Here is a 20300-nt window from a genome sequence, read left to right as displayed (position 1 = left end):
TTTTCTCAATCCATCAATTAGGGGGCGGCAGATGGTCGACAGCGTGCTCGATGGTCCCGAACGGCCGCTGTACGAGATCAAGGCGAACCTCTTCAAAGCGCTCGCGCATCCGGCCCGCATCAGGGTGTTGGAGATCCTGTCGACTTCCGACGGCCCGACGCCGGTGAGCGACATCCTCGCGGCCAGCGATATCGAACCGACGCTGCTCTCGCAGCATCTGGCCGTGCTCAAGCGGCATCACGTGGTCAGTGGGTATCGGGCCGGCAACGCGGTGTACTACACGTTGGCGCATCCGAAGATCGCCGAACTGTTGCTCATCGCGCGGACGTTCCTCGCCGATACCCTTGCCGCGCAACGCGATCAGCTCGATGCCGTCGGCGCACTGCCGCCGATCGGCACCAGCCGATGACCACGGTCGCCGGCGACCGCATCACCCGGTTGCTGCCGTCGCGCCAGGACTATGCCGGCCTGAGTCGCTCGTGGCGGCGTGACGTCCTCGCCGGGGTGACGGTCGGGGTGGTCGCATTGCCGCTCGCGCTGGCGTTCGGAATCAGTTCGGGTGTCGGCGCGGCTGCCGGTCTGGTCACCGCAGTCGTGGCTGGGCTGGTGGCCGCGGTGTTCGGCGGATCGCATGTTCAGGTATCGGGGCCGACCGGGGCGATGACGGTGGTACTGGCGCCGATCGTGGCCCAGTACGGACTGGGCAGCGTCGCCGCGGTGACCATCCTGGCCGGGGTCATCGTCGTGGTGGCCGGCATCACCGGCATGGGGCGCGCGGTGACCTTCATTCCGTGGCCGGTCATCGAAGGATTCACCCTCGGCATCGCCGTCATCATTTTTCTGCAGCAGGTCCCGGCCGCATTCGGGCAGGCGGCACCCGCCGGGCGGTCCCCGCTGGTGGCCGCGGGCCTGGTCGTCTCGCACCTCGACGTGGGGGCGGCACGGCCGGCCCTCCTCGTCACGGTGCTGGTGGCGGTGTTGATGATCGGGCTGCCCAGGCTGCACCCAGCGGTGCCGGCGTCGTTGGTGGCGGTTGTAGCGGCTACGGCCATCGTCGTGGGCACTGGATTGCCGGCGGCCCGGATCGGGGCGCTGCCGTCGCGATTGCCCACGCCGGTATGGCCGCACGCTGATCTGGCGGTGCTGCACTCTCTGTTCGGTGCGGCACTGGCGATCGCCGCACTGGCCGCGATCGAATCACTGCTGTCGGCACGGGTCGCGGCGACGATGTCCCCGACCGGGCCCTACGACCCGAACCGGGAACTGGTTGGGCAGGGACTGGCTTCGGTCGTTTCTGGGATGTTCGGTGGCATGCCGGCGACCGGGGCCATTGCCCGCACCGCGGTCAACGTCCGGTCCGGCGCGCGGACCCGCGTCGCGGCGATCGTGCACTCGGTGGTGCTGCTGGCCGTGGTGTACCTGATCAGTCGACTGGTGGGGACCATCCCACTGGCGGCGCTGTCCGCGGTGTTGATGGTGACGGCGTTCCGGATGATTTCACCGCACACGGTGACGCGGATTCTGCGGTCCACGCGTTCGGACGCGGTGACTTTTCTGCTGACCGCAATTGTCACTGTCTGTTTCGACCTGATCCAGGCCGTCGAGATCGGTATCGCGGCAACGGCGTTGTTTGCGCTGCGCGCGCTGGCCCGGCGCAGCAGCGTCACACGCGAGGAGCTGCCCGGTCCCTATGTGCCCGGCGACGAACGTATCGCCCTGCTGCGGCTCGACGGGGCGATGTTTTTCGGTGCGGCCGAACGGATTTCGACCGCCATCACAGACGGCAACCACCCTGATACGTCGGTGGTGATCATTCGGCTGTCGCAACTCGGCATGCTCGACGCCACGGGCGCGCACACGCTGACGCAAATCGTCGAAGACCTGGAGGAGCGGGGCATCACCGTGATCATCAAAGGTGTCCGGCCCGAGCACCGAGACCTTCTCGCGGGTGTCGGCATCATCGACTCCCTGCGTCATGAGAACCATCTCATCGAGACGCTGGACGATGCCGTCGCCCATGCCCGCAGCCACACCATCAAGTAGCGCTTCGAAAACTCAGACAGGCAAAGGAAACCCGATATGAATCTGGCCGATCACGCGCGCCTCGGCGACGACGTCACCGTCCACACCACCGCGATCCACCGCGTAATCGGCGAAGGTGCCAAGGGGCATGCCGGGCACCAAAGGGTGTCCGAGGTACACCCGGGCTCGGGGGTCCTGGCGATCACCGGCGGCCCCGGTCCTGGCGGCCAGTTCCTGCTGGTCGACGATGTTGTCGCCGCCGGTCGGCACCCCGACAGTGCCGTGTTTCTCGACGACATCACCGTCAGTCGTCATCATGCTGAAATCCGTTGGCTCGATGGCGAATACTGGATCGTCGACGTCGGCAGCCTGAACGGCACGTCTGTGAACGGAGTCCAGGTCCCGTCGCTCCCGCTCACCAGCGGTGACGAAATCCAGATCGGCAAGTTCCGGCTCAGCTTCACCTGCCGGCCGCAAGGCCGGTGACCGCGCTGGGACCGATCTGAGCCGTCCGTCGACCCGCGCCGTACATAATGTGCCGGTGGATCAGCAGTCACCCGACAGGGTTGTGAGCAAGGAAGACGCCATCGGACCGGAGGCGCGGTTGTCGTGGCTGCTGTCGTGGTTGGCCGGCATGATCGGTGCGGTCGCGTTCCTGCATAGTGCCGGATACTTCGTCACCTTCATGACGGGCAATACCGAACGGGCCGTGCTCGGCTGGTTCGACGTCGCGGAACGGCAGAAGGTGTCCGGAGCGGGGCCGCTGGCGGCGTTGTGGTTGATGGCCTGCTTCCTGGCGGGGGTCTTCGTGGCGTCATTCCTGCGGCGCAGGTACTGGCAGAACCATCCGCACGGTGCCACCGCGCTGGTCACCATCGGCTTGTTGGTGGCGTCCGTGGTCGAGCTGTACGAGGACGGCTGGTACTACGAGGACGTCAACTTCACGGGCATCCTGATCATCTGTTTCTCGGTGGGCGCGTTGAACACGAGCTTCGTCAAGCGCGGCGAAGTGGCGGTGCCGCTCAGCTACGTCACCGGAACGGTCGTCAAACTGGGCCAGGGGCTCGAGCGCCACATCTGCGGCAGCGGCACTGTCTACGACTGGCTGGGCTACCTCGCTTTGTTGTCGTCGTTCATGATCGGCGCGGCCGTGGGTGGTGGGCTGGCCGACCGGATCACCGGCCCGCAGCTCATTGGCACGGTCGGCTTGATCTGCGGCGCAACGACACTCGTCACGTTCTTCCATTCGGACCGCCGGCACCGGGAGCCCACCGCCTGAAAACCCGGCAACGACAAAGGCCACGAACTCGAAAGAGTTCGTGGCCTTTGTCGTAAGGACTTAAGTCAGCGGATCCAGCCGCGACGACGCAGCCACCAGCCGCGGATGACGATGGTGAACAGCAGGATGGAGAACCCGATCAGCCAGACATCCTCGACGTGGCCGACGTGGTTACCGCGGAGCATCACCAGCAAGAAGATGGCGGACAGGATGCCACCGACCTGAACCACGCCGCGGTTCATCTTGGACCAGCCCCACTCTGCCGAGGGGACGTCCTCGACATCGACGCCGGTGCTTCGTTCGACCTCGGTGGTGGCCACGGCTACTCCTTAACGATCCGATGGATTGCGGTCATTCTTGCATACGACGCTCGGTCGTAGTCGCGCGACGATCTAGCGGCGAGGGACGAGCCGCGTTGAGGAGTGCGACAAATCGGCTGTAGTCGCGCGACGATCTAGCGGCGAGGGACGAGACGCGTTGAGGAGTGCGACAAGTCGGCTGTAGTCGCGCGACGGGCAGCAGGTGGCGTGCGGTCGGCCAAGTGTGGCGTCATCTTGACGCTTGCGGTGACACCATAGTGATGTCATAGTGGTGTCATGGACCTGCAACCCTACGTCGACGGAGTACGGATCGAGCTGGAGATCGCCGCGGCGGCCGGTGGTGCCGAGGCGGCTGAACTCGCCGAGCGGCTCAGCGCACCGCTCGATTCCGCTCTTCGCCTGGCGTTGCTCGAGGCGCTCTCCGAGGCAGCCGAACACATCACGCGTGAGTTGGCGCCGGCGTCGGTCGACGTGCGATTGCGCGGCCGCGACCCGGAATTCGTCGTGACCGGGACCCCGGCCGACGCGGACCCTGAACCGCCGGTCGCCGCCGATGCGGACCTGGCCGACGGCGCCGTCAGCGCTCCGGCCGGCGACGACAGCGGTACCTGGCGCGTGACCCTGCGGTTGCCCGAGGCTCTGCGCGGCGGTGTGGACGCCGCGGCGCGGCGCGACGGGCTGTCGGTCAACGCCTGGTTGGTTCGCGCCGTCGGTGCCGCGCTCGGCGGGCCGGCGCCACGCGATCGAAAACACGGCAACACCATCAGCGGCTGGGTCCGCTGACGAAAACAGCAGACAAGAAACCCCACCACCGACAGGAGAGCACCATGCGAACGTTTCCGACGTCAGACCCCATCACCGCCACGATCGAACTCGCGGCCGGCGCTGTACGCATCGCCGCCGCCGACCGGACCGACACCGAGGTGCGTGTCACGCCACGTGACCCGATGCGGGCCGCCGACGTCCGGGCGGCCGAGCAGGCAAACATCGATTTCTCGAACGGTGCGCTGACGGTGATCGTCGGCAGAAAGCTGCTGTCGCTGTCCCGCGGCGCCGTCAACGTCGACATCGCGTTGCCGGCGCTGTCCAGGCTCTCGGTCTCGGTGTCGTCTGCTGATCTGCAGGTCGATGGCCCGGTCGCGGACTGCCGGTTCAACGCCGCCAGCGGCAGCGCTGTCCTCGACTCTGTACAGGGAAATATCAAGGCCGCCACGGCATCCGGTGACATCGCTGCCCGCCGGGTGCTGGGGCACGCCACGGTATCCACTGCCTCGGGGGACCTGTCGATCGACGATCTGGACGGCAACCTGAAGTTTCAGGCAGCCAGCGGCTCGGCCACCGTCGGGGCATTGCGCGGAGCCGTGCACAGCCGGACCGCGTCCGGATCGCTGACTGTGGCAGGCGCCGAGTCGGGATCGGTATCGGTGGCCACTGCCAGTGGCTACGTCGAGGTCGGCGTGGCCGAGGGGACCGCGGCGAACCTCGATCTGGACAGCCGGTCCGGGAAGGTGCACAGCGATCTGACCCCCGCCGCCGGCCCCGAAGGCGACGACCGTCGGTTGGCCGTGCATGCCCGGACCGCCTCGGGTGACATCGCCATCCGGCGCGCCACAGCAGTGCCCGCCTGACGCGGATCGCCGGTTGGTTCCGTCGCCGCTGATCCCGATGTGCCACCACCGACGCCGAAGGCCGGGTGGGGCGGCACAATAGAGAGGTGAGTGAGCGGCTACGAGTCCTGGTGCTCGGCAGTACCGGGTCGATCGGTACCCAGGCCCTGGAGGTGATCGCCGCCAACCCCGACCGGTTCGAGATCGTCGGCCTGGCGGCCGGCGGCGGCAATGCCGAACTCCTGGCGCGGCAGCGCGCCGAGACGGGCGTCACCAATATCGCGGTGGCCGACCTCGCCGCGGCCGAGCGCATCGGCGACGTCACCTACGCGGGCGCCGACGCGGCCACCCGGCTCGTCGAGGACACCGAGGCCGACGTCGTCCTGAACTCGCTGGTCGGGGCGCTGGGTTTGAAGCCGACGCTGGCCGCGCTGCATTCGGGTGCTCGGCTCGCACTGGCGAACAAGGAGTCGCTGGTCGCCGGTGGGCCGCTGGTGCTCAAGGCCGCACAGCCCGGGCAGATCGTGCCCGTCGACTCCGAGCATTCGGCGCTGGCCCAGTGCCTGCGCGGCGGCACGGGTGACGAAGTGGCCCGGCTGGTGCTCACCGCGTCGGGCGGCCCGTTCCGCGGTTGGGCGGCCAAGGACCTGGAGGACGTGACCCCCGAGCAGGCCGGCGCCCACCCGACGTGGTCGATGGGGCCGATGAACACCCTGAACTCGGCGTCGCTGGTCAACAAGGGGCTGGAACTCATCGAGACCCACCTGCTGTTCGGCATCGACTACGACCGCATCGACGTTGTGGTGCACCCGCAGTCCATCGTGCATTCGATGGTCACGTTCACCGACGGTTCGACGCTGGCGCAGGCCAGCCCGCCCGACATGAAGCTGCCCATCGCGCTGGCGCTCGGCTGGCCGGCCCGGGTCCCGGGTGCCGCCCTGGCCTGCGACTGGACCAAGGCCTCGACCTGGGAGTTCGAGCCACTGGACGACGACGTCTTCCCGGCGGTCCGGCTGGCCCGCGAGGCCGGAACCCGCGGTGGTTGCCTGACCGCGGTGTACAACGCGGCCAACGAAGAGGCAGCGGCAGCGTTCCTCGACGGGCGCATCGGGTTCCCGGCGATCGTGCGGACCGTGTCCGACGTGCTGGGCGCTGCGGATCAATGGGCCGCCGAACCCGCTACCGTGGAAGACGTACTTGATGCGCAGGATTGGGCCCGGGACCGGGCGCGGCGCACCATCGCACAGGAGGTTGTGCCCGCCCGATGATGTTCGTGATCGGTATTGCGCTCTTCGCGCTGGCCATTCTGGTGTCGGTGGCCCTGCACGAGTGCGGCCACATGTGGGTGGCCCGGGCCACCGGGATGAAGGTGCGGCGGTACTTCGTCGGCTTCGGCCCGACGCTGTGGTCCACGTACCGGCCCAACCGGCTCGGCACCACCGAATACGGCCTCAAGGCCGTGCCGCTGGGCGGCTTCTGCGATATCGCGGGCATGACGTCGGTCGACGAGATCGCTCCCGCGGATGAGCCGTACGCGATGTACAAGCAGAAGGTGTGGAAGCGCGTCGCCGTGCTGTTCGCCGGACCTGCGATGAACTTCATCATCGGACTGGTGCTGATCTACGGCATCGCGGTGACGTGGGGCCTGCCGAATCTGCACCAGACGACGACCGCGGTGATCGGTGAGACCGCTTGTGTGGCCCCGCAAATTGCCAAGACGGGCGACAACCCGTTCGGTCCGTGCCCGCATCCGGGGGCCGGTCCCGCCGCCGCGGCCGGCTTGAAGGCCGGGGACACCGTGGTGAAGGTCGGCGACAAATCGGTGAGCACGTTCGAGGAGATGGCGAAGGCCATCCGCGGCCTCAGCGGCACTGTGCCGGTTGTCTACCAACGCGGCGGCCAGACGTTCACCACCACCGTCAGCGTCGAGCAGACCCAGCGATTCACGGTCAAGGACTCCGACACCGCGGCGACCGTCGGCGCCATCGGCGTCACCGCGGCGGCGCAGCCCGGACCGACGCAGTACAACGCATTGACCGCCGTGCCCGCGACCTTCACCTTCACCGGTGACCTGGCCGTCGAGCTGGGCAAGTCGCTGGCGAAGATCCCGACCAAGGTGGGTGCGCTGATCCACTCGATCGGCGGCGGCGAGCGCGACAAGGAAACCCCGATCAGCGTGGTCGGCGCGAGCATCATCGGCGGCGACACCGTCGACCACGGGTTGTGGGTGATGTTCTGGTTCTTCCTGGCGCAGCTGAACTTCGTCCTGGGCGCGGTGAACCTGCTGCCGCTGCTGCCGTTCGACGGCGGACACATCGCGGTCGCAGTCTTCGAGAAGCTGCGCAATATGATTCGCGCGTCCCGCGGCAAAGTCGCCGCGGCTCCGGTGAACTACCTCAAGCTGATGCCGGCCACCTATGTGGTCCTGGTGGTGATCGGCGGCTACATGCTGCTGACCGTCACGGCAGATCTTGTGAACCCCATTCGAATCTTCCAGTAGGAGACCGTGATGACCTCCATCGGTTTGGGTATGCCGGGCGTCGGCAGCGAGCCCCCGGCCCCGCCTACCCTGGCGCCGCGCCGTCAGACCCGACAGCTGATGGTGCGCGGCGTCGGCATCGGTAGCGACTACCCGATCGCGGTGCAGTCGATGTGCACGACCAAGACGCACGACGTGAACTCCACGCTGCAGCAGATCGCCGAGCTGACCGCGTCGGGCTGTGACATCGTCCGCGTGGCCTGTCCGCGGCAGGAAGACGCCGACGCGCTGGCCGAGATCGCCCGGCACAGCCAGATCCCGGTGATCGCCGATATCCACTTCCAGCCCAAGTACATCTTCGCGGCCATCGACGCCGGTTGCGCCGCGGTACGCGTCAACCCGGGCAACATCAAGGAGTTCGACGGCCGGGTCAAGGAAGTCGCCAAGGCCGCCGGCGCCGCGGGCATTCCGATCCGCATCGGCGTCAACGCCGGTTCGCTCGACCCGCGACTGCTGGAGAAGTACGGCAAGGCCACCCCGGAGGCGCTCGTCGAGTCGGCGCTGTGGGAGGCCTCGCTGTTCGAGGAGCACGGCTTCGGCGACATCAAGATCAGCGTCAAGCACAACGACCCGGTGATCATGGTGGAGGCCTACCGCCAGCTCGCCGCCAAGTGCGACTACCCGCTGCACCTCGGCGTGACCGAGGCCGGTCCGGCGTTCCAGGGCACCATCAAGAGCGCCGTCGCGTTCGGCGCGCTGCTTAGCGAGGGCATCGGCGACACCATCCGGGTATCGCTGTCCGCACCGCCGGTCGAAGAGGTCAAGGTCGGCAACCAGATCCTGGAGTCGCTGAATCTGCGGCCCCGCGGCCTGGAGATCGTGTCGTGCCCGTCGTGCGGCCGCGCCCAGGTGGACGTCTACAAGCTGGCGAACGCGGTGTCGGCCGGGCTCGACGGGCTCGACGTGCCGCTGCGCGTCGCCGTCATGGGCTGCGTGGTGAACGGCCCGGGCGAGGCGCGTGAGGCCGACCTCGGGGTGGCGTCCGGTAACGGCAAGGGCCAGATTTTCGTCCGCGGCCAGGTGATCAAGACGGTCCCCGAATCTCGGATCGTCGAGACCCTGATCGAAGAGGCGATGCGAATCGCGGCCGAGTCCGGCACCGATGCGAGCGGTTCGCCCGTCGTAACCGTAAGCTGAGCACAGCCTTGTGATCGCGGTCACGGGCAAGCCTCAACAGTAGATCAGGTCACACTCGCAAGAAGGTCGGTGAATGTCGGCACCTCCACTTTTCCGGATCGCAGATGCGCGCCGGATATCAGTGGTGCGCGAAGTCGCCCAGGTGCAGCAGGTCTTCGACGAGGATCCGGTGGGCACCTGCATGGTGGCCGCCCGGGTGGCTGACCACGGCCTCGATCCGGTGGCCATCGGCGGCGAGCTGTGGACCCGCAGCCAGGCCACCGAGTCGCTGTGCTTCGCCGGGGTGAATCTGATCCCGATGCGGGGGACCGCGGCCGACATGATGGTGTTCGCCGACAAGGTGATGAGTGCTCCGCGCCGGTGTTCGTCGTTGGTGGGCCGCGCGGAGTTGGTGCTGCCGATGTGGCAGCAACTGGCGCAGGTGTGGGGCCCGGCCCGCGAGGTCCGGGACTGCCAGCCGCTGCTGACGCTGTCCGATGCCCCGCAGTGCACGCTCGATCCCGCGGTGCGTCCGGTCCGGATGGACGAGTTGGACGCGTATGTCGTTGCGGCAGTGGACATGTTCATCGGCGAGGTCGGTGTGGACCCGCGTCTTGGCGACGGTGGCCGCGGCTATCGTCGCCGGCTGGCGGGGTTGATCGCTGCCGGCCGGGCGTGGGCGCGGATCGAGGACGGCCAGGTGGTGTTCAAGGCCGAGATCGGGGCGCAGACGTCGCGGGTCGGTCAGATCCAGGGTGTGTGGGTGCATCCGGACTGGCGTGGCCGCGGTCTGGGTGCGGCGGGCACCGCGACCTTGGCGTCCGCGGTGCTGCGCACCGGCCGGACCGCCAGCCTCTACGTCAACGATTTCAACGGTCCGGCCCGCGCGATCTACCGGCGCATCGGGTTCACCCAATTGGGTACGTACGCCACGGTGCTGCTGGACTGACCGCTCGTGCGCGGACATGAATGTCCGCGAAATGCGGCGTGCCGCGGGATATCTGCGTGCGCTCGCGGATCTCACAAAACTGTCACGGTTGCGTCTCGGTGTGCCTCCCCGAGACCGGCTTGTCACACTTCTAACATCAGTCCCAATGGCAACGCACACATCATCCGTTTCACGCTCGGCCGCGTTGTTGTCGGTCGTGGCGGTCGCAGGAGCGATGACGGCCTGCACCCCGAAGCCCAACGGCCCCGAGCCGACCGCGCAGGCGTTCTTCGCTGCCCTCGGCCGCGGGGACACCGGTGCTGCCGCCGACCTGTCCGACAAACCCAACGACGCACGTACCGCGATCAACCAGGCCTGGTCCGGTCTGCAGGCGACCAAGCTCGACGCGCAGGTGCTCGGCTCCAAGTACACCCAGGACACCGGCAAGATCACCTATCGGTACACCTGGCACCTGCCGAAGGACCGCACCTGGGCCTACACCGGGCAGCTCAACATGATCCGGCAGGACGGCCGCTGGCAAGTCCGTTGGGGCAGCACGGATTTGCATCCGAACCTGGGGGAGCACCAGAGCTTCCAGCTGCGGGCCGACCAGCCCGTCCGGGCCTCGGTCAACGAGCTCGGCGGCACGAACGTTCTGGTACCTGGGTACCACTACAACTATGCGCTCAATGCCCGTTCCGCCGCCGGTGACCTCATGCGGACCTCCCGTGTGGTCGCCGACGTGCTGCGGCAGTTCGACAACACCATGGACGCCCAGCGGCTCGCCGAACAGGCCAGCTCGTCCACCGGACCGCTGAACCTGATCACCCTGCGCCGCGAGGACAACGACAAGGTGTCGGGGGCCCTCGGTCATCTGCCCGGCGTGGTGATCACCCCGCAGCCGGAGATGGTGCCCACCGATCCCCGGTTCGCGCCGGCCATCGTCACCGAGGTCAAGAAGCAGGTGGCCGACCAGCTGATCGGCCAATCCGGCTGGCGCGTGGTCAGCGTCAACCAGAACGGCGCGGACATCGACATCCTGAACGAGGTTCAGGGCAAGCCGGCCCCGTCGATCACCATCAGCCTGGACCGCAACGTGCAGAATGCCGCCCAGGATGCGGTGAACATGGTGGGCCGCAAGGCGATGATCGTCGCGATCAAGCCGTCCACCGGGGAAATCCTGGCCGTGGCGCAGAACGCGGCCGCCGATACCGACGGCCCGACCGCCACCATGGGCCTGTACCCGCCGGGGTCGACCTTCAAGATGGTCACGGCAGGCGCCGCCATCGAATCGGACATGGCCGGACCCAACACGCTGCTGGGCTGCCCCGGCACCATCGACATCGGGCAGCGGACCATCCCGAACTACGACCGGTTCGACCTCGGCGTGGTCCCGATGTCCAGGGCCTTTGCGAACTCGTGCAACACCACCTTCGCCGAGCTCGCCAGCCGGATGGCGCCGCGCGCCCTCACCAACGCCGCGGCGCAGTACGGCATCGGCGCCGACTATCAGGTCGCCGGGATCGATACCGTCACCGGAAAGGTGCCGCCCACCGTGAACCTCGCCGAGCGCACCGAGGACGGCTTCGGCCAGGGCAAGGTCCTGGTCAGCCCGTTCGGGATGGCGCTGGCGGCGGCGACCGTCGCGGCCGGGAAGACCCCACTGCCGCAGCTGATCGAGGGCCGCCCGACCACGGTGTCGGGCAACAGCGGGGCGATCAGCCCGAAGATGCTCGACGGCCTGCGACCGATGATGCAGCTGGTGGTGACGAACGGCACCGCCAAGGATCTGCGGGGCAGCGGCGATGTGCGCGGGAAGACCGGCGAGGCCGAATTCTCCGGCGGCTCGCATGCCTGGTTCGCCGGCTACCGCGGTGACATGGCCTTCGCCGCCCTGATCGTCGGCGGCGGCGGGTCAGAGACCGCGGTCCGCATGTGCCGCGACATGTTCAAGGGCTTGCCGCCCGACTACCTCGCCTGACCCGGGTCGCTCCGCTCCTGCCCACCGCACCTCGCCTGACCCGGGTCGCTCCGCTCCTGCCCACCGAATCCGGCCTGAGTAGCCTGTTTGGATGACCAACGGCGACGAGATCGCGGTCCTGCGCGTCTCTGACGCGGACCGCAACGGCACGCTCCGGCGGCTGCACAACGCGGTGGCGCTCGGGCTCATCGACATGAACGAGTTCTCCGAGCGTTCCGCGCTGGTTGCGATGGCTCGGCAACAGGGCGAGCTGGCGGTGCTGGTCGGTGACCTGCCCGCGCCGAACGCCATCGTCACGGGCTCGGCGGATCGCGTCGAGCTGCGCGGGGTCATGGGGTCGCTGAAGCGCCAGGGTGAATGGGTCGTGCCGACCCGGCTGGCGCTGGTCCGCCGCGTCGGCTCGATCGACCTGGACCTGACCCGCGCCCGGTTCGGTGGGCCCATCGTGGTCATCGAGCTCGATCTCAAATTCAGCTCCCTGGACCTCCGGCTGCCGGAGGGCGCCAGCGCGTCCATCGACGACGTCGAGGTGGCCGTGGGCAGCGCGACCGACCACCGCAAGGACGCGCCCGCCGACGGGACCCCGCACGTCATCCTGACCGGGCGAGTGGTCTTCGGGTCGGTCGACATCCGCGGGCCGCGCCGGACGTGGTTCGGGCGCGGAGACCGCTAGTTCCGGCGATCGCTAAGCTGGGACGATGTCTGTTCGTACCGCGCTTCGCCCCGGCGAGGTGTCTGCCACCCTGCCGGTGCCCAAGTCGATCCCGCGTCCGGAGTACGCGTGGAAGCCGACGGTGCGCGAAGGCAGCGAGCCTTGGGTGCAGACCCCTGAGGTGATCGAGAAGATGCGGGTCGCCGGCCGGATCGCGGCCCAGGCACTCGCCGAGGCCGGCAAGGCCGTCGCACCCGGGGTCACCACCGACCACCTGGACCGGGTGGCGCACGAGTACATGCTCGACCATGGCGCCTACCCGTCGACGCTCGGCTACAAGGGATTTCCCAAGTCCTGCTGCACCTCGCTGAACGAGATCATCTGCCACGGCATCCCCGACTCGACGGTGATCGAGGACGGTGACATCGTCAACATCGACGTCACCGCCTACCTCGACGGCGTGCACGGCGACACCAACGCCACCTTCCTGGCGGGCGACGTGTCGGAGGAGCACCGGCTGCTGGTCGAGCGCACCCACGAAGCCACCATGCGGGCCATCAAGGCCGTCAAGCCGGGGCGGCAGCTGTCGGTGGTCGGCCGGGTCATCGAGTCGTACGCAAACCGGTTCGGCTACAACGTGGTTCGCGACTTCACCGGCCACGGCATCGGTGAGACGTTCCACAACGGCCTGATCGTGCTGCACTACGACAAGCCCGAGGTCGACACCGTGCTGGAGCCGGGCATGACCTTCACCATCGAGCCGATGATCAATCTCGGTTCGTTGGACTACGAGATCTGGGACGACGACTGGACCGTCGCGACCGTGGACAAGAAGTGGACGGCGCAGTTCGAGCACACCCTCGTGGTGACCGACGACGGCGCCGACATCCTGACCCTGCCGTGACGTGACCGGCGCACTGCTGGTTGCGGGCACCACGTCGGACGCCGGTAAGTCGATGGTGGTGGCCGGGCTGTGCCGGTTGCTGGCGCGCAAGGGCGTGCGGGTAGCGCCGTTCAAGGCGCAGAACATGTCCAACAACTCGGCCGTCACCGTCGAAGGCGGTGAGATCGGCCGGGCCCAGGCGATGCAGGCGCGTGCGGCCGGGTTGGCGCCGAGTGTGCGGTTCAACCCCATTCTGCTCAAACCCGGTGGGGACCGGACCTCGCAGCTCGTGGTGCGCGGCGTCGTCGCCGGTACGGTGGCGGCGGGGGACTACTTCACCCGGCGGACCCAGCTGGCCGGCGTCGTCGCCGACGAATTGGCCTCGCTGCGAAGCGAATTCGACGTGGTGATCTGTGAGGGCGCGGGCTCGCCCGCCGAGATCAACCTCCGCGCCACCGACGTGGCCAACATGGGCCTGGCACGGGCCGCGGATCTGCCGGTGGTCGTGGTCGGCGACATCGACCGGGGCGGGCTGCTGGCGCACCTGTACGGCACGGTGGCGGTGCTCGAGCCCGAGGATCAGAAACTGATCGCCGGGTTCCTGGTCAACAAGTTCCGGGGCGACCCGACGCTGCTGGAACCCGGTCTGCGGCAACTGGAATCGCTGACCGGACGCCCGACCTACGGCGTGATTCCGTACTGCGACGAGCTGTGGCTCGATGCCGAGGACTCGCTGTCGGTGACGGCGCGCGGACAACTGGGCCGGCCCCCGGCGCCGCGGGGTGCTGAAGCACTGACCGTCGCCGCGATACGGCTGCCACGGATCTCGAATTCCACCGACGTCGAGGCCCTGGCGTGCGAGCCCGGCGTGCACGTGCGCTGGGTCGACACCGCCGCGGAGTTGGCCGGCGCCGACGTGGTCGTGCTGCCCGGCAGCAAGGCGACGGTCTCCGACCTGAACTGGCTGCGCGACCGCGGACTGGCGGAGGCCGCCACGGCACATGCCCGGTCCGGCCGGGCTGTGCTCGGCGTGTGTGGCGGATTCCAGATGCTGTGCACGACGATCCACGACACCGTCGAATCAGGGGTGGGCCGGGTACCGGGGCTGGGCCTGCTCGACGCGGACATCGAGTTCGACGCCGACAAGACCCTGAAGCACTGGGATACCCCGTTGTACGGCTACGAGATTCACCACGGTCGCGTCGCGCGTTGCGCGGAACCGGACTGGCTGGGCGTGGGCATCCGGCGGGGGCAGGTGTACGGCACCCACTGGCACGGGCTGCTGGACAACGACGCCGTGCGCCGGACCTGGCTCGCCGAAGTGGCGACGGGCTGCGGCAGGGACGGCTTCGTGGTGGCCGACGATGTCAACGTCGCGGCGCTGCGCGACGCTCAGCTCGACGTGATGGCCGATCTGCTTGCCGCACATGTGGATATCGACGCGGTGCTGAAGCTCGTCGAATCCGGTGCGCCGCAGCGGCCGATCATCGTCAACAGTCTGCTGCCGTGATCAGCCGGGCTCGGCCACCGGCTCTACTGACGCCACCGGCTCCTCGACCTGCTTGATGGGACCGGTGAACCAGTTCTTCACCGACACGTGCCAGTAGATGTACAACAGCAGCAGGACGCCACCGACCAGCAACGGTGTGTAGTTGACGAACTTCCATTCGAAACTCGGGTCCCACGGCACCCCGCCCAGCGACGTCGGGAACATCGCGATGATCGAGGTGATCGTGATCTCGGCCAGTGCGACAGGTGCCATCCACCGGTGGTGGCCGCGCAGATTCCAACTGCCCGTTTCGAATTCGTCGCCGGCACGCCAGCGGTAGTAGATCGGCACCGCAAAGCACAGGTACACCCCGACCACTCCGATGGAGACCACGGCGTAGAACGCCACCGGGGTGGGTGTGCCGTTGATGTCGACCTTGACCAGCGCCGGCAGGGTCAGTGCGGCGGCCACGACGGCGGTGATGGTGACGCTGTGCGTCGGCACCCGGTGCTTGTTGACCTCAGACCACCACCGATGGCCGGGTACCGCGCGGTCCCGGCTGAACGCGAACAACATCCGGGACGCGCTGGTCTGACAGGCGACGGCGCAGAAGAACTGACCGGCCGTCGAGATGAACAGCACCACCACCGCCCACTTCGAACTCATCGCCTGGTTGAAGATGGCGGCCACCGCGCCGCCGCCCTTGGATACCGCGTCGGCATCCTGGACCGCGAACAGGAAGGCCAACAAGAGAATCCAGCCGCCGACGGCCGAGTAGAAGATGGACCGCCAGATACCCTTGGCGGCCGCGCCGGCCGCGCTCTTGGTTTCTTCCGACAGGTGTGCCGACGCGTCGTAGCCGGTGATGGTGTACTGCGTGAGGATCACCGAGATCGGCAGCACGACGAACAGCCAGCCGGCGCCCGAGGTGGCGCCGCCGAACATGCCGCTGTTGTTGATGGTCTTGGCGAAGACGTCCGAGAAACTCGCGTGGTGGCTCGGCACGAAGATCAGAATCCCGATGACGGCGGCCGCGCCGAAGACATGCCACCACACCGAGACGTTGTTGATGATCGCCAGCAGGTGGCTGGAGAAGATGTTGATCAGCGCCGAGATGCCCAGGATGCCCACGAAGATGACGAACGTCCGCGTGAGGCTGTACCCGGCCAACCAGTCGGCGCTGAGGGTGCCCAAGGTGAGGTCGATGAATGTCGCGCAGCCGTAGGCCACGGACGCCAGGATGGCCACCAGGCCGATCAGGTTGAGCCAGCCCGCATAGAAGCCGGCCTTCGCTCCGCCGAGTTTTGCTGCCCACCAATAGATTCCGCCGGAGGTCGGGAAGGCCGATACCAGTTCGGACATACAGAGGCCGATGACGAGGATGAAAGTCGCAACGATCGGCCAGCCCCAGGCGATGGCGGCGGGTCCGCCGTTGTTCCAGCCCAGGCCGAACGACGTGAAGCATCCCGACAGGATGGAGATGATGGAGAACGAGATGGCGAAATTGCTGAAACCGGACCAGGAGCGCTGCAGCTCCTGGCTGTAGCCGAGCTTGGCCAGTAGCAGCTCGTCTTCGGTAAGTGCTTCGTGTCCTTCTGGCACTGCGGCCTCCTTAGGCGCCCCGGATGCTGAAGAACAATAGGTTGCCTCCGGGGTTCGCGCTGGCCAACTGGCGCGGTCGATTCGACGACGCAACGGTGCGCGCTCAGCCGTGCAGAACGCGATATTCCTCGATGGCGCCGGGGTGCAAGGGGATTCGGCCGGTCTGGACCATCGACGGCGGTTGCAGGTACTGCAGGCCACGCACTTCGGGTGGCATGAGCTGCGTTGCATCCGTTGCCAATACGTCGACTGCGGCGGCCGCCAACGAGTTCGGCAGGTCGGGTCGGCACAGCAGCAGGTCGGGCGTGCCGATGGTGTTGACATCCGCCGGCACATAGGCGCCGGCGGGCGCGCGCTGCAGCAGATACGGGTAGGACGCCATTTCCGACATCGCGGTGACCCACGGCGTCAGGTCGAGAATGCGCAATGGCAGCGTGGCATTGAGTTCGGCGAGGGCCGGTGTCGGTATCCCACCCGACCAGACCATGGCGTCGATGCTGTGGTTGCGCAGTGCGGCGATGGCGTCGCCCAGTCGCAGGTCGACCCGGAGGATCCGGTCGGTCAACTTCGCCGCGTCGAACAGCACCTTGGTCACGGCCGCGACACCGGAACCCGATGGTCCTGTTGAGACTCGCAGTCCCGCAAGGTCGTTCAGCTGACGAACGTGGCTGTCTGCGGGCACGACCAGCTGCACGTAGTTCTCGTAGACTCTGGCCACCGCGAGCGGCGCGCCGGCGGGGGGTTCGGCTCGCAGATATTGCTCGATGACGTCGGCCTGGGCCAGTCCCATGTCGGCCTCGCCCGACTTCAGTCGATTGATGTTGTCGACGCTGCCCGCGGTCGACTGCACCGTGACAGTGATGCCGGGATAGCGGACCCGCAGGCGCTGAGCGAACAACTCGCTGACCGCCAGATACAGTCCGCCCCGGTCGCCTGCGGCCAGCCGGATGGTGCCCTGCGTGCTGTTCGGCAGGCAGCCCGCCGCGACGGTCGCGGCCGCGGAGGCGAGGAACGCGCGTCGGGTCAGCATCATGATGCGCTCGCCGGCAGGTGGTAGTGGACCGCGAGGCCGCCGTCAGGGGACCGGGTGACCGACGCCAGTCCGCCGTGCGCGGCGGCGATCTCGGTGGCGATGGCCAGTCCCAATCCGGTGCCCTGACTGTCGGTGTGCCCGCGCCAGAACCGGGTGGCGGCATGGGCGATGGTGTCGGCGGGCAGGCCCGGGCCGTCGTCGCTGACGGTGAGATCGATGCCGCTGTCGGTGGGGACCGTCGACACCGTGACGGTGGTGCCGGTACCGGAGTAGCGCAAAGCGTTGTCCAGCGCGATGTCCAGCAGTTGTTCCACATCGTGGCGCGGCATCTGCACCGCCAGATGCGGGTGGGCCGTGTCGAAGCGCAGCCGCTGATCATTGCGGTCGGCGGTGGCCTGCCAGAAGTCCAGCCGCTGCTCGGCGACGCTGTCCAGATCCGTCGAATCATGAACTGCCGCAACCAGACCGGACTTGTGGCTGTGGCTGGCCTGCTCGGCGCGCGCCAGCCGGAGCAACTGGGCCAGCAGATTCTCGAGACGGTCCAGCTCGGCCGACAGCGAATCGTAGGTCGGTCGTCCGGATTCGGCGACGTGGTCTTCGAGGGTGTCGGCGCGCAGGCGGATGGCGGCCAGCGGGTTGCGCAACTGGTGGGAGGCGTCGGCGATGAGTCGGCGTTGGTGATCGAGCGAGGCGTGCACCGCCTGCGCCATCGCGTTGAACGCCGACGTGAACCGGCGCAGCTCAGGCGGTCCCGACACCTGAGCCGGTTGGCCGGCGATGCCGCCGGCCATGTCCTCGACGGCGCGCTCGAGCCCGACCAGCGGCCGCAGCACCCACCGGGTCAGGCTCTGGGCGGCGACGGCCGCGAGCCCGAGCAGCACGATGCAGCCCGCCGCGATCCACAACCAGTCGGTGGTGATGTCGCGCGCGGCCACGGTCGGGTCGACGTTCAGCACCACGGCGCCGACCAGCTCACCGTTGCGCCGAATTCCCTTGGCTTCCAACATCGACCGCCGGTCCCACGGCATGATCCGCGCCCGGGGCGCGTCGGGCGCGTCGGACAGCGCGCGCTCGGCGGCAGTCGTCACCCCCGGATCAGTGGCGGTCAGCCCGCTGGCGGCCATCGTGCGGCCGTCCGCATCGACGATCAACGCGCCTTCGCCGTACACCTGGCGGTAGCGGTCGACCAGCTCCGTATCGGGTGCGTCCGTGGTGGCGGCGATGTCGGCCAGCGTCGCCAGTTGTCGCTCGCGTTCGGTGTGCAGGACGTTGGTGCGGTGATCGGCCAGGCTCAGCGCCAGCGGGATCGCCAACGCCGCCGTCGCGATGAGCAGCAGCGTCATCAGCAGCGCACGAACCCGCAGCCCCACGTCAGCGGTCCAACCGGTACCCGAAGCCGCGCACGGTGTGCAGCGGTATCCCGGTCAACTTGGCCCGAATCTGGCCGACGAAGAAATCCAGCGACCGCGACCGGCCCACCATCGCGGTGCCCCAGCACTCCAGCATGACCTCTTCGCGGCTGACCGCCTCGCCCTGACGGGCGGCCAGCGTGGCCAGAATCTGGTACTCGGTCTTTGTCAGCGGCTGCACCTGGCCCCCGACGGTGACCTCGTGGCGGTCGCGGTCGATCGTCACCGGCCCGGCAGCGACGGACGGGTGGGCGACCGGACCGGCACCGCGCTGTACCCGCCGCATGACGGCCTCGATCCGCGCCAGGAGCACGGCCTTGCGCACCGGCTTGACCAGGTAGTCGTCGGCCCCGGCGCGTAGCCCCAGCACCACCGCGCCGTCGCTGTCGCGGGCCGTCATGATGATCACCGGCGCCGTCGACGCCCGGCGCAACGTGCGCAGCACGTCCAGCCCATCCATGTCGGGCAGGCCCAGATCCAGTAACACCAGGTCACAGCCCTTGACGCGATTGAGCGCGTCGTCGCCGCGCGTGGTGTGCGTGACGGTGAGCCCGGTCTGTTCCAGCAGCTCGACGAGGGCAGCCGCGACACCCTGGTCGTCCTCGACGAGCAGCACGCGCATGCGCCTGATGGTAGGTGGCCAGGTCCGGGAACTGCCGACTTCGCCATGAATCTGAGGATCGTGCGAGGAAAGACCCGGCGCGGGCCGAGCCCCATTCCCGTCCGCTCGGTGCAGCGAAAACATGTGCTCATCAACAGAACTGAGGAGGTCACGATGTACCCGAACACCTATTTCACCCGGGCGACGGTCTCCGTTATGGCAGCCGCCGTGGTCGCTCTCAACCCTCTCGGGTCTTCCTGGAGCGCAACTGAATTCATGCCTGCGTCAGACGCCGTGGCGACCGGCCATTCCTGCGATGTCGCCGTGATGGCGAACACGCAGTGCCAGGACGGGCAGCACCGGCACGGGACAGCGCCGACGGTCGGCCGGGCGTACCGAGACCTGACCTCGCGGCCGACGGCCTGAGCGACGAGAGAGACGAGAGAACGGAGCAGATGATGAACGCTGTACTCGCGGTCGATGCGACCGAATTGGCGACAAACGCCGGCGAGCAATCGTCCTGGATTCCGATGCTCGTGTGCTTCGCGGTCGTGGGGATCATCGTCGGAATGGCCATCCTGATGGGCCGGCGACAGCCCGCCCGTCGCGCGGGCACGCGGCGTCGGGCGGGGATGGCCGGTGGCGCGGGCTACGGCTACGCCGGCTCCGGTGACGGCGGCTGGGGCGCCGGTGGGTCCGGATGTTCGGACGGCGGTGGCTCCAGCAGCTGCGGGGGTGGCTCCAGTGGCTGCGGCGGCGGAGGTTGCGGCGGTGGCGGGGGCTGTGGCGGAGGCGGCTGCTGAATATCGGTACCTCCGGTCCCGCCGCGTTCGCTACGG

Annotated in this window: 21 protein-coding genes; 16 read left to right on the top strand and 5 right to left on the bottom strand. The window is 68.0% G+C overall.

Going from position 1 to position 20300, the window contains the following annotated elements; translation table 11 throughout:
* Window positions 1-31 precede the first annotated feature (31 nt).
* The 4 genes from ACNO8X_RS19365 to ACNO8X_RS19350 are packed head-to-tail and all read left to right on the top strand — an operon-like array spanning window position 32 to window position 3301.
* Window positions 32-409 carry an ArsR/SmtB family transcription factor gene (locus ACNO8X_RS19365; protein WP_418002311.1) on the top strand — a complete coding sequence of 126 codons (378 nt, stop codon included), beginning with the start codon at window positions 32-34 and terminating at the stop codon, window positions 407-409.
* Window positions 406-2043, top strand: coding sequence for a SulP family inorganic anion transporter (locus tag ACNO8X_RS19360; RefSeq protein WP_418002310.1), 1638 nt, complete (start codon window positions 406-408; stop codon window positions 2041-2043). Before ACNO8X_RS19365 ends, ACNO8X_RS19360 begins: the two co-directional genes overlap by 4 nt.
* Before the next feature lie 36 nt (window positions 2044-2079).
* The gene (locus ACNO8X_RS19355; RefSeq protein WP_418002309.1) at window positions 2080-2508 is read left to right on the top strand and encodes an FHA domain-containing protein; all 429 of its coding nucleotides are present in this window, start codon (window positions 2080-2082) and stop codon (window positions 2506-2508) included.
* A 55-nt stretch (window positions 2509-2563) separates the two neighbouring features.
* Entirely contained in the window at window positions 2564-3301 is a 738-nt protein-coding gene (locus tag ACNO8X_RS19350) for a YoaK family protein (protein ID WP_418002308.1), read from the top strand.
* A 65-nt stretch (window positions 3302-3366) separates the two neighbouring features.
* On the opposite strand, the gene ACNO8X_RS19345 is transcribed toward ACNO8X_RS19350, so the two are convergent.
* Entirely contained in the window at window positions 3367-3621 is a 255-nt protein-coding gene (locus ACNO8X_RS19345; RefSeq protein ID WP_418002307.1) for a DUF2631 domain-containing protein, read from the bottom strand.
* A gap of 276 nt (window positions 3622-3897) precedes the next feature.
* On the opposite strand from ACNO8X_RS19345, the gene ACNO8X_RS19340 reads away from it, so the two are divergent.
* The 10 genes from ACNO8X_RS19340 (at window position 3898) to ACNO8X_RS19295 (ending at window position 14837) form a co-directional block, all read left to right on the top strand.
* Window positions 3898-4404: a histidine kinase gene (locus ACNO8X_RS19340; protein WP_418002306.1), complete on the top strand. Its 507-nt coding sequence runs from the start codon at window positions 3898-3900 to the stop codon at window positions 4402-4404.
* A gap of 44 nt (window positions 4405-4448) precedes the next feature.
* A complete protein-coding gene (locus ACNO8X_RS19335; protein WP_418002305.1) occupies window positions 4449-5249 on the top strand; it encodes a DUF4097 family beta strand repeat-containing protein in 801 nt (266 codons plus the stop codon).
* 65 nt (window positions 5250-5314) lie between these two features.
* A complete protein-coding gene (dxr, locus tag ACNO8X_RS19330) occupies window positions 5315-6496 on the top strand; it encodes a 1-deoxy-D-xylulose-5-phosphate reductoisomerase (RefSeq protein WP_418002304.1) in 1182 nt (393 codons plus the stop codon).
* Window positions 6493-7728 (top strand): M50 family metallopeptidase, encoded by a 1236-nt coding sequence (locus ACNO8X_RS19325; protein WP_418002303.1) that lies wholly within the window; start codon window positions 6493-6495, stop codon window positions 7726-7728. The genes dxr and ACNO8X_RS19325 overlap by 4 nt, the downstream gene beginning before the upstream one ends.
* A 9-nt stretch (window positions 7729-7737) precedes the next feature.
* Complete coding sequence (gene ispG, locus ACNO8X_RS19320; RefSeq protein ID WP_418002302.1) at window positions 7738-8904, top strand: flavodoxin-dependent (E)-4-hydroxy-3-methylbut-2-enyl-diphosphate synthase; 1167 nt, start codon at window positions 7738-7740, stop codon at window positions 8902-8904.
* A 73-nt stretch (window positions 8905-8977) separates the two neighbouring features.
* Window positions 8978-9832, top strand: a complete 855-nt coding sequence (locus ACNO8X_RS19315) for a GNAT family N-acetyltransferase (RefSeq protein WP_418002301.1) — start codon at window positions 8978-8980, stop codon at window positions 9830-9832.
* 145 nt (window positions 9833-9977) lie between these two features.
* Window positions 9978-11792 carry a penicillin-binding transpeptidase domain-containing protein gene (locus ACNO8X_RS19310; protein ID WP_043986188.1) on the top strand — a complete coding sequence of 605 codons (1815 nt, stop codon included), beginning with the start codon at window positions 9978-9980 and terminating at the stop codon, window positions 11790-11792.
* A gap of 91 nt (window positions 11793-11883) precedes the next feature.
* On the top strand, window positions 11884-12465 hold the full coding sequence (locus ACNO8X_RS19305) for a DUF1707 SHOCT-like domain-containing protein (RefSeq protein WP_043986187.1): 582 nt from the start codon (window positions 11884-11886) through the stop codon (window positions 12463-12465).
* A 25-nt stretch (window positions 12466-12490) separates the two neighbouring features.
* Window positions 12491-13348 carry a type I methionyl aminopeptidase gene (map, locus tag ACNO8X_RS19300; protein WP_418002300.1) on the top strand — a complete coding sequence of 286 codons (858 nt, stop codon included), beginning with the start codon at window positions 12491-12493 and terminating at the stop codon, window positions 13346-13348.
* A 1-nt stretch (window position 13349) separates the two neighbouring features.
* The gene (locus tag ACNO8X_RS19295) at window positions 13350-14837 is read left to right on the top strand and encodes a cobyric acid synthase (protein ID WP_418002299.1); all 1488 of its coding nucleotides are present in this window, start codon (window positions 13350-13352) and stop codon (window positions 14835-14837) included.
* Here ACNO8X_RS19295 and ACNO8X_RS19290 read toward each other — a convergent pair whose 3' ends face one another.
* The 4 genes from ACNO8X_RS19290 to ACNO8X_RS19275 form a co-directional block, all read right to left on the bottom strand.
* Window positions 14838-16418, bottom strand: coding sequence for an amino acid permease (locus ACNO8X_RS19290; RefSeq protein WP_043393683.1), 1581 nt, complete (start codon window positions 16416-16418; stop codon window positions 14838-14840).
* Between the two features lie 103 nt (window positions 16419-16521).
* Window positions 16522-17451 carry a TAXI family TRAP transporter solute-binding subunit gene (locus ACNO8X_RS19285; RefSeq protein WP_418002298.1) on the bottom strand — a complete coding sequence of 310 codons (930 nt, stop codon included), beginning with the start codon at window positions 17449-17451 and terminating at the stop codon, window positions 16522-16524.
* Window positions 17448-18821 carry a sensor histidine kinase gene (locus tag ACNO8X_RS19280; protein ID WP_418002297.1) on the bottom strand — a complete coding sequence of 458 codons (1374 nt, stop codon included), beginning with the start codon at window positions 18819-18821 and terminating at the stop codon, window positions 17448-17450. Before ACNO8X_RS19280 ends, ACNO8X_RS19285 begins: the two co-directional genes overlap by 4 nt.
* Window position 18822: 1 nt before the next feature.
* Window positions 18823-19482 carry a response regulator transcription factor gene (locus ACNO8X_RS19275; protein ID WP_418002296.1) on the bottom strand — a complete coding sequence of 220 codons (660 nt, stop codon included), beginning with the start codon at window positions 19480-19482 and terminating at the stop codon, window positions 18823-18825.
* Between the two features lie 255 nt (window positions 19483-19737).
* Between ACNO8X_RS19275 and ACNO8X_RS19270 the strand changes: the two genes are divergently transcribed.
* Window positions 19738-19887, top strand: a complete 150-nt coding sequence (locus ACNO8X_RS19270; protein ID WP_418002295.1) for a hypothetical protein — start codon at window positions 19738-19740, stop codon at window positions 19885-19887.
* 32 nt (window positions 19888-19919) lie between these two features.
* Entirely contained in the window at window positions 19920-20264 is a 345-nt protein-coding gene (locus ACNO8X_RS19265) for a hypothetical protein (RefSeq protein ID WP_418002294.1), read from the top strand.
* Window positions 20265-20300: the final 36 nt, after the last annotated feature.

The sequence above is a fragment of the Mycobacterium sp. PDNC021 genome (genome assembly GCF_048282635.1).
Lineage (GTDB): Bacteria > Actinomycetota > Actinomycetes > Mycobacteriales > Mycobacteriaceae > Mycobacterium > Mycobacterium llatzerense.
The sequence above is the reverse complement of the archived record's forward strand: the minus strand, read 5'-3'. Positions and strand labels throughout refer to the sequence as shown.

Coding starts and splice junctions, on each gene's coding strand:
- ACNO8X_RS19285 (WP_418002298.1), bottom strand. CDS start 17,451: ATGATGCTGACCCGACGCGCGTTCCTCGCCTCCGCGGCCGCGACCGTC.
- ACNO8X_RS19270 (WP_418002295.1), top strand. CDS start 19,738: ATGCCTGCGTCAGACGCCGTGGCGACCGGCCATTCCTGCGATGTCGCC.
- ACNO8X_RS19310 (WP_043986188.1), top strand. CDS start 9,978: ATGGCAACGCACACATCATCCGTTTCACGCTCGGCCGCGTTGTTGTCG.
- map (WP_418002300.1), top strand. CDS start 12,491: ATGTCTGTTCGTACCGCGCTTCGCCCCGGCGAGGTGTCTGCCACCCTG.
- ACNO8X_RS19305 (WP_043986187.1), top strand. CDS start 11,884: ATGACCAACGGCGACGAGATCGCGGTCCTGCGCGTCTCTGACGCGGAC.
- ACNO8X_RS19355 (WP_418002309.1), top strand. CDS start 2,080: ATGAATCTGGCCGATCACGCGCGCCTCGGCGACGACGTCACCGTCCAC.
- ACNO8X_RS19325 (WP_418002303.1), top strand. CDS start 6,493: ATGATGTTCGTGATCGGTATTGCGCTCTTCGCGCTGGCCATTCTGGTG.
- ACNO8X_RS19275 (WP_418002296.1), bottom strand. CDS start 19,482: ATGCGCGTGCTGCTCGTCGAGGACGACCAGGGTGTCGCGGCTGCCCTC.
- ispG (WP_418002302.1), top strand. CDS start 7,738: ATGACCTCCATCGGTTTGGGTATGCCGGGCGTCGGCAGCGAGCCCCCG.
- ACNO8X_RS19340 (WP_418002306.1), top strand. CDS start 3,898: ATGGACCTGCAACCCTACGTCGACGGAGTACGGATCGAGCTGGAGATC.
- ACNO8X_RS19360 (WP_418002310.1), top strand. CDS start 406: ATGACCACGGTCGCCGGCGACCGCATCACCCGGTTGCTGCCGTCGCGC.
- ACNO8X_RS19335 (WP_418002305.1), top strand. CDS start 4,449: ATGCGAACGTTTCCGACGTCAGACCCCATCACCGCCACGATCGAACTC.
- ACNO8X_RS19265 (WP_418002294.1), top strand. CDS start 19,920: ATGAACGCTGTACTCGCGGTCGATGCGACCGAATTGGCGACAAACGCC.
- ACNO8X_RS19315 (WP_418002301.1), top strand. CDS start 8,978: ATGTCGGCACCTCCACTTTTCCGGATCGCAGATGCGCGCCGGATATCA.
- ACNO8X_RS19365 (WP_418002311.1), top strand. CDS start 32: ATGGTCGACAGCGTGCTCGATGGTCCCGAACGGCCGCTGTACGAGATC.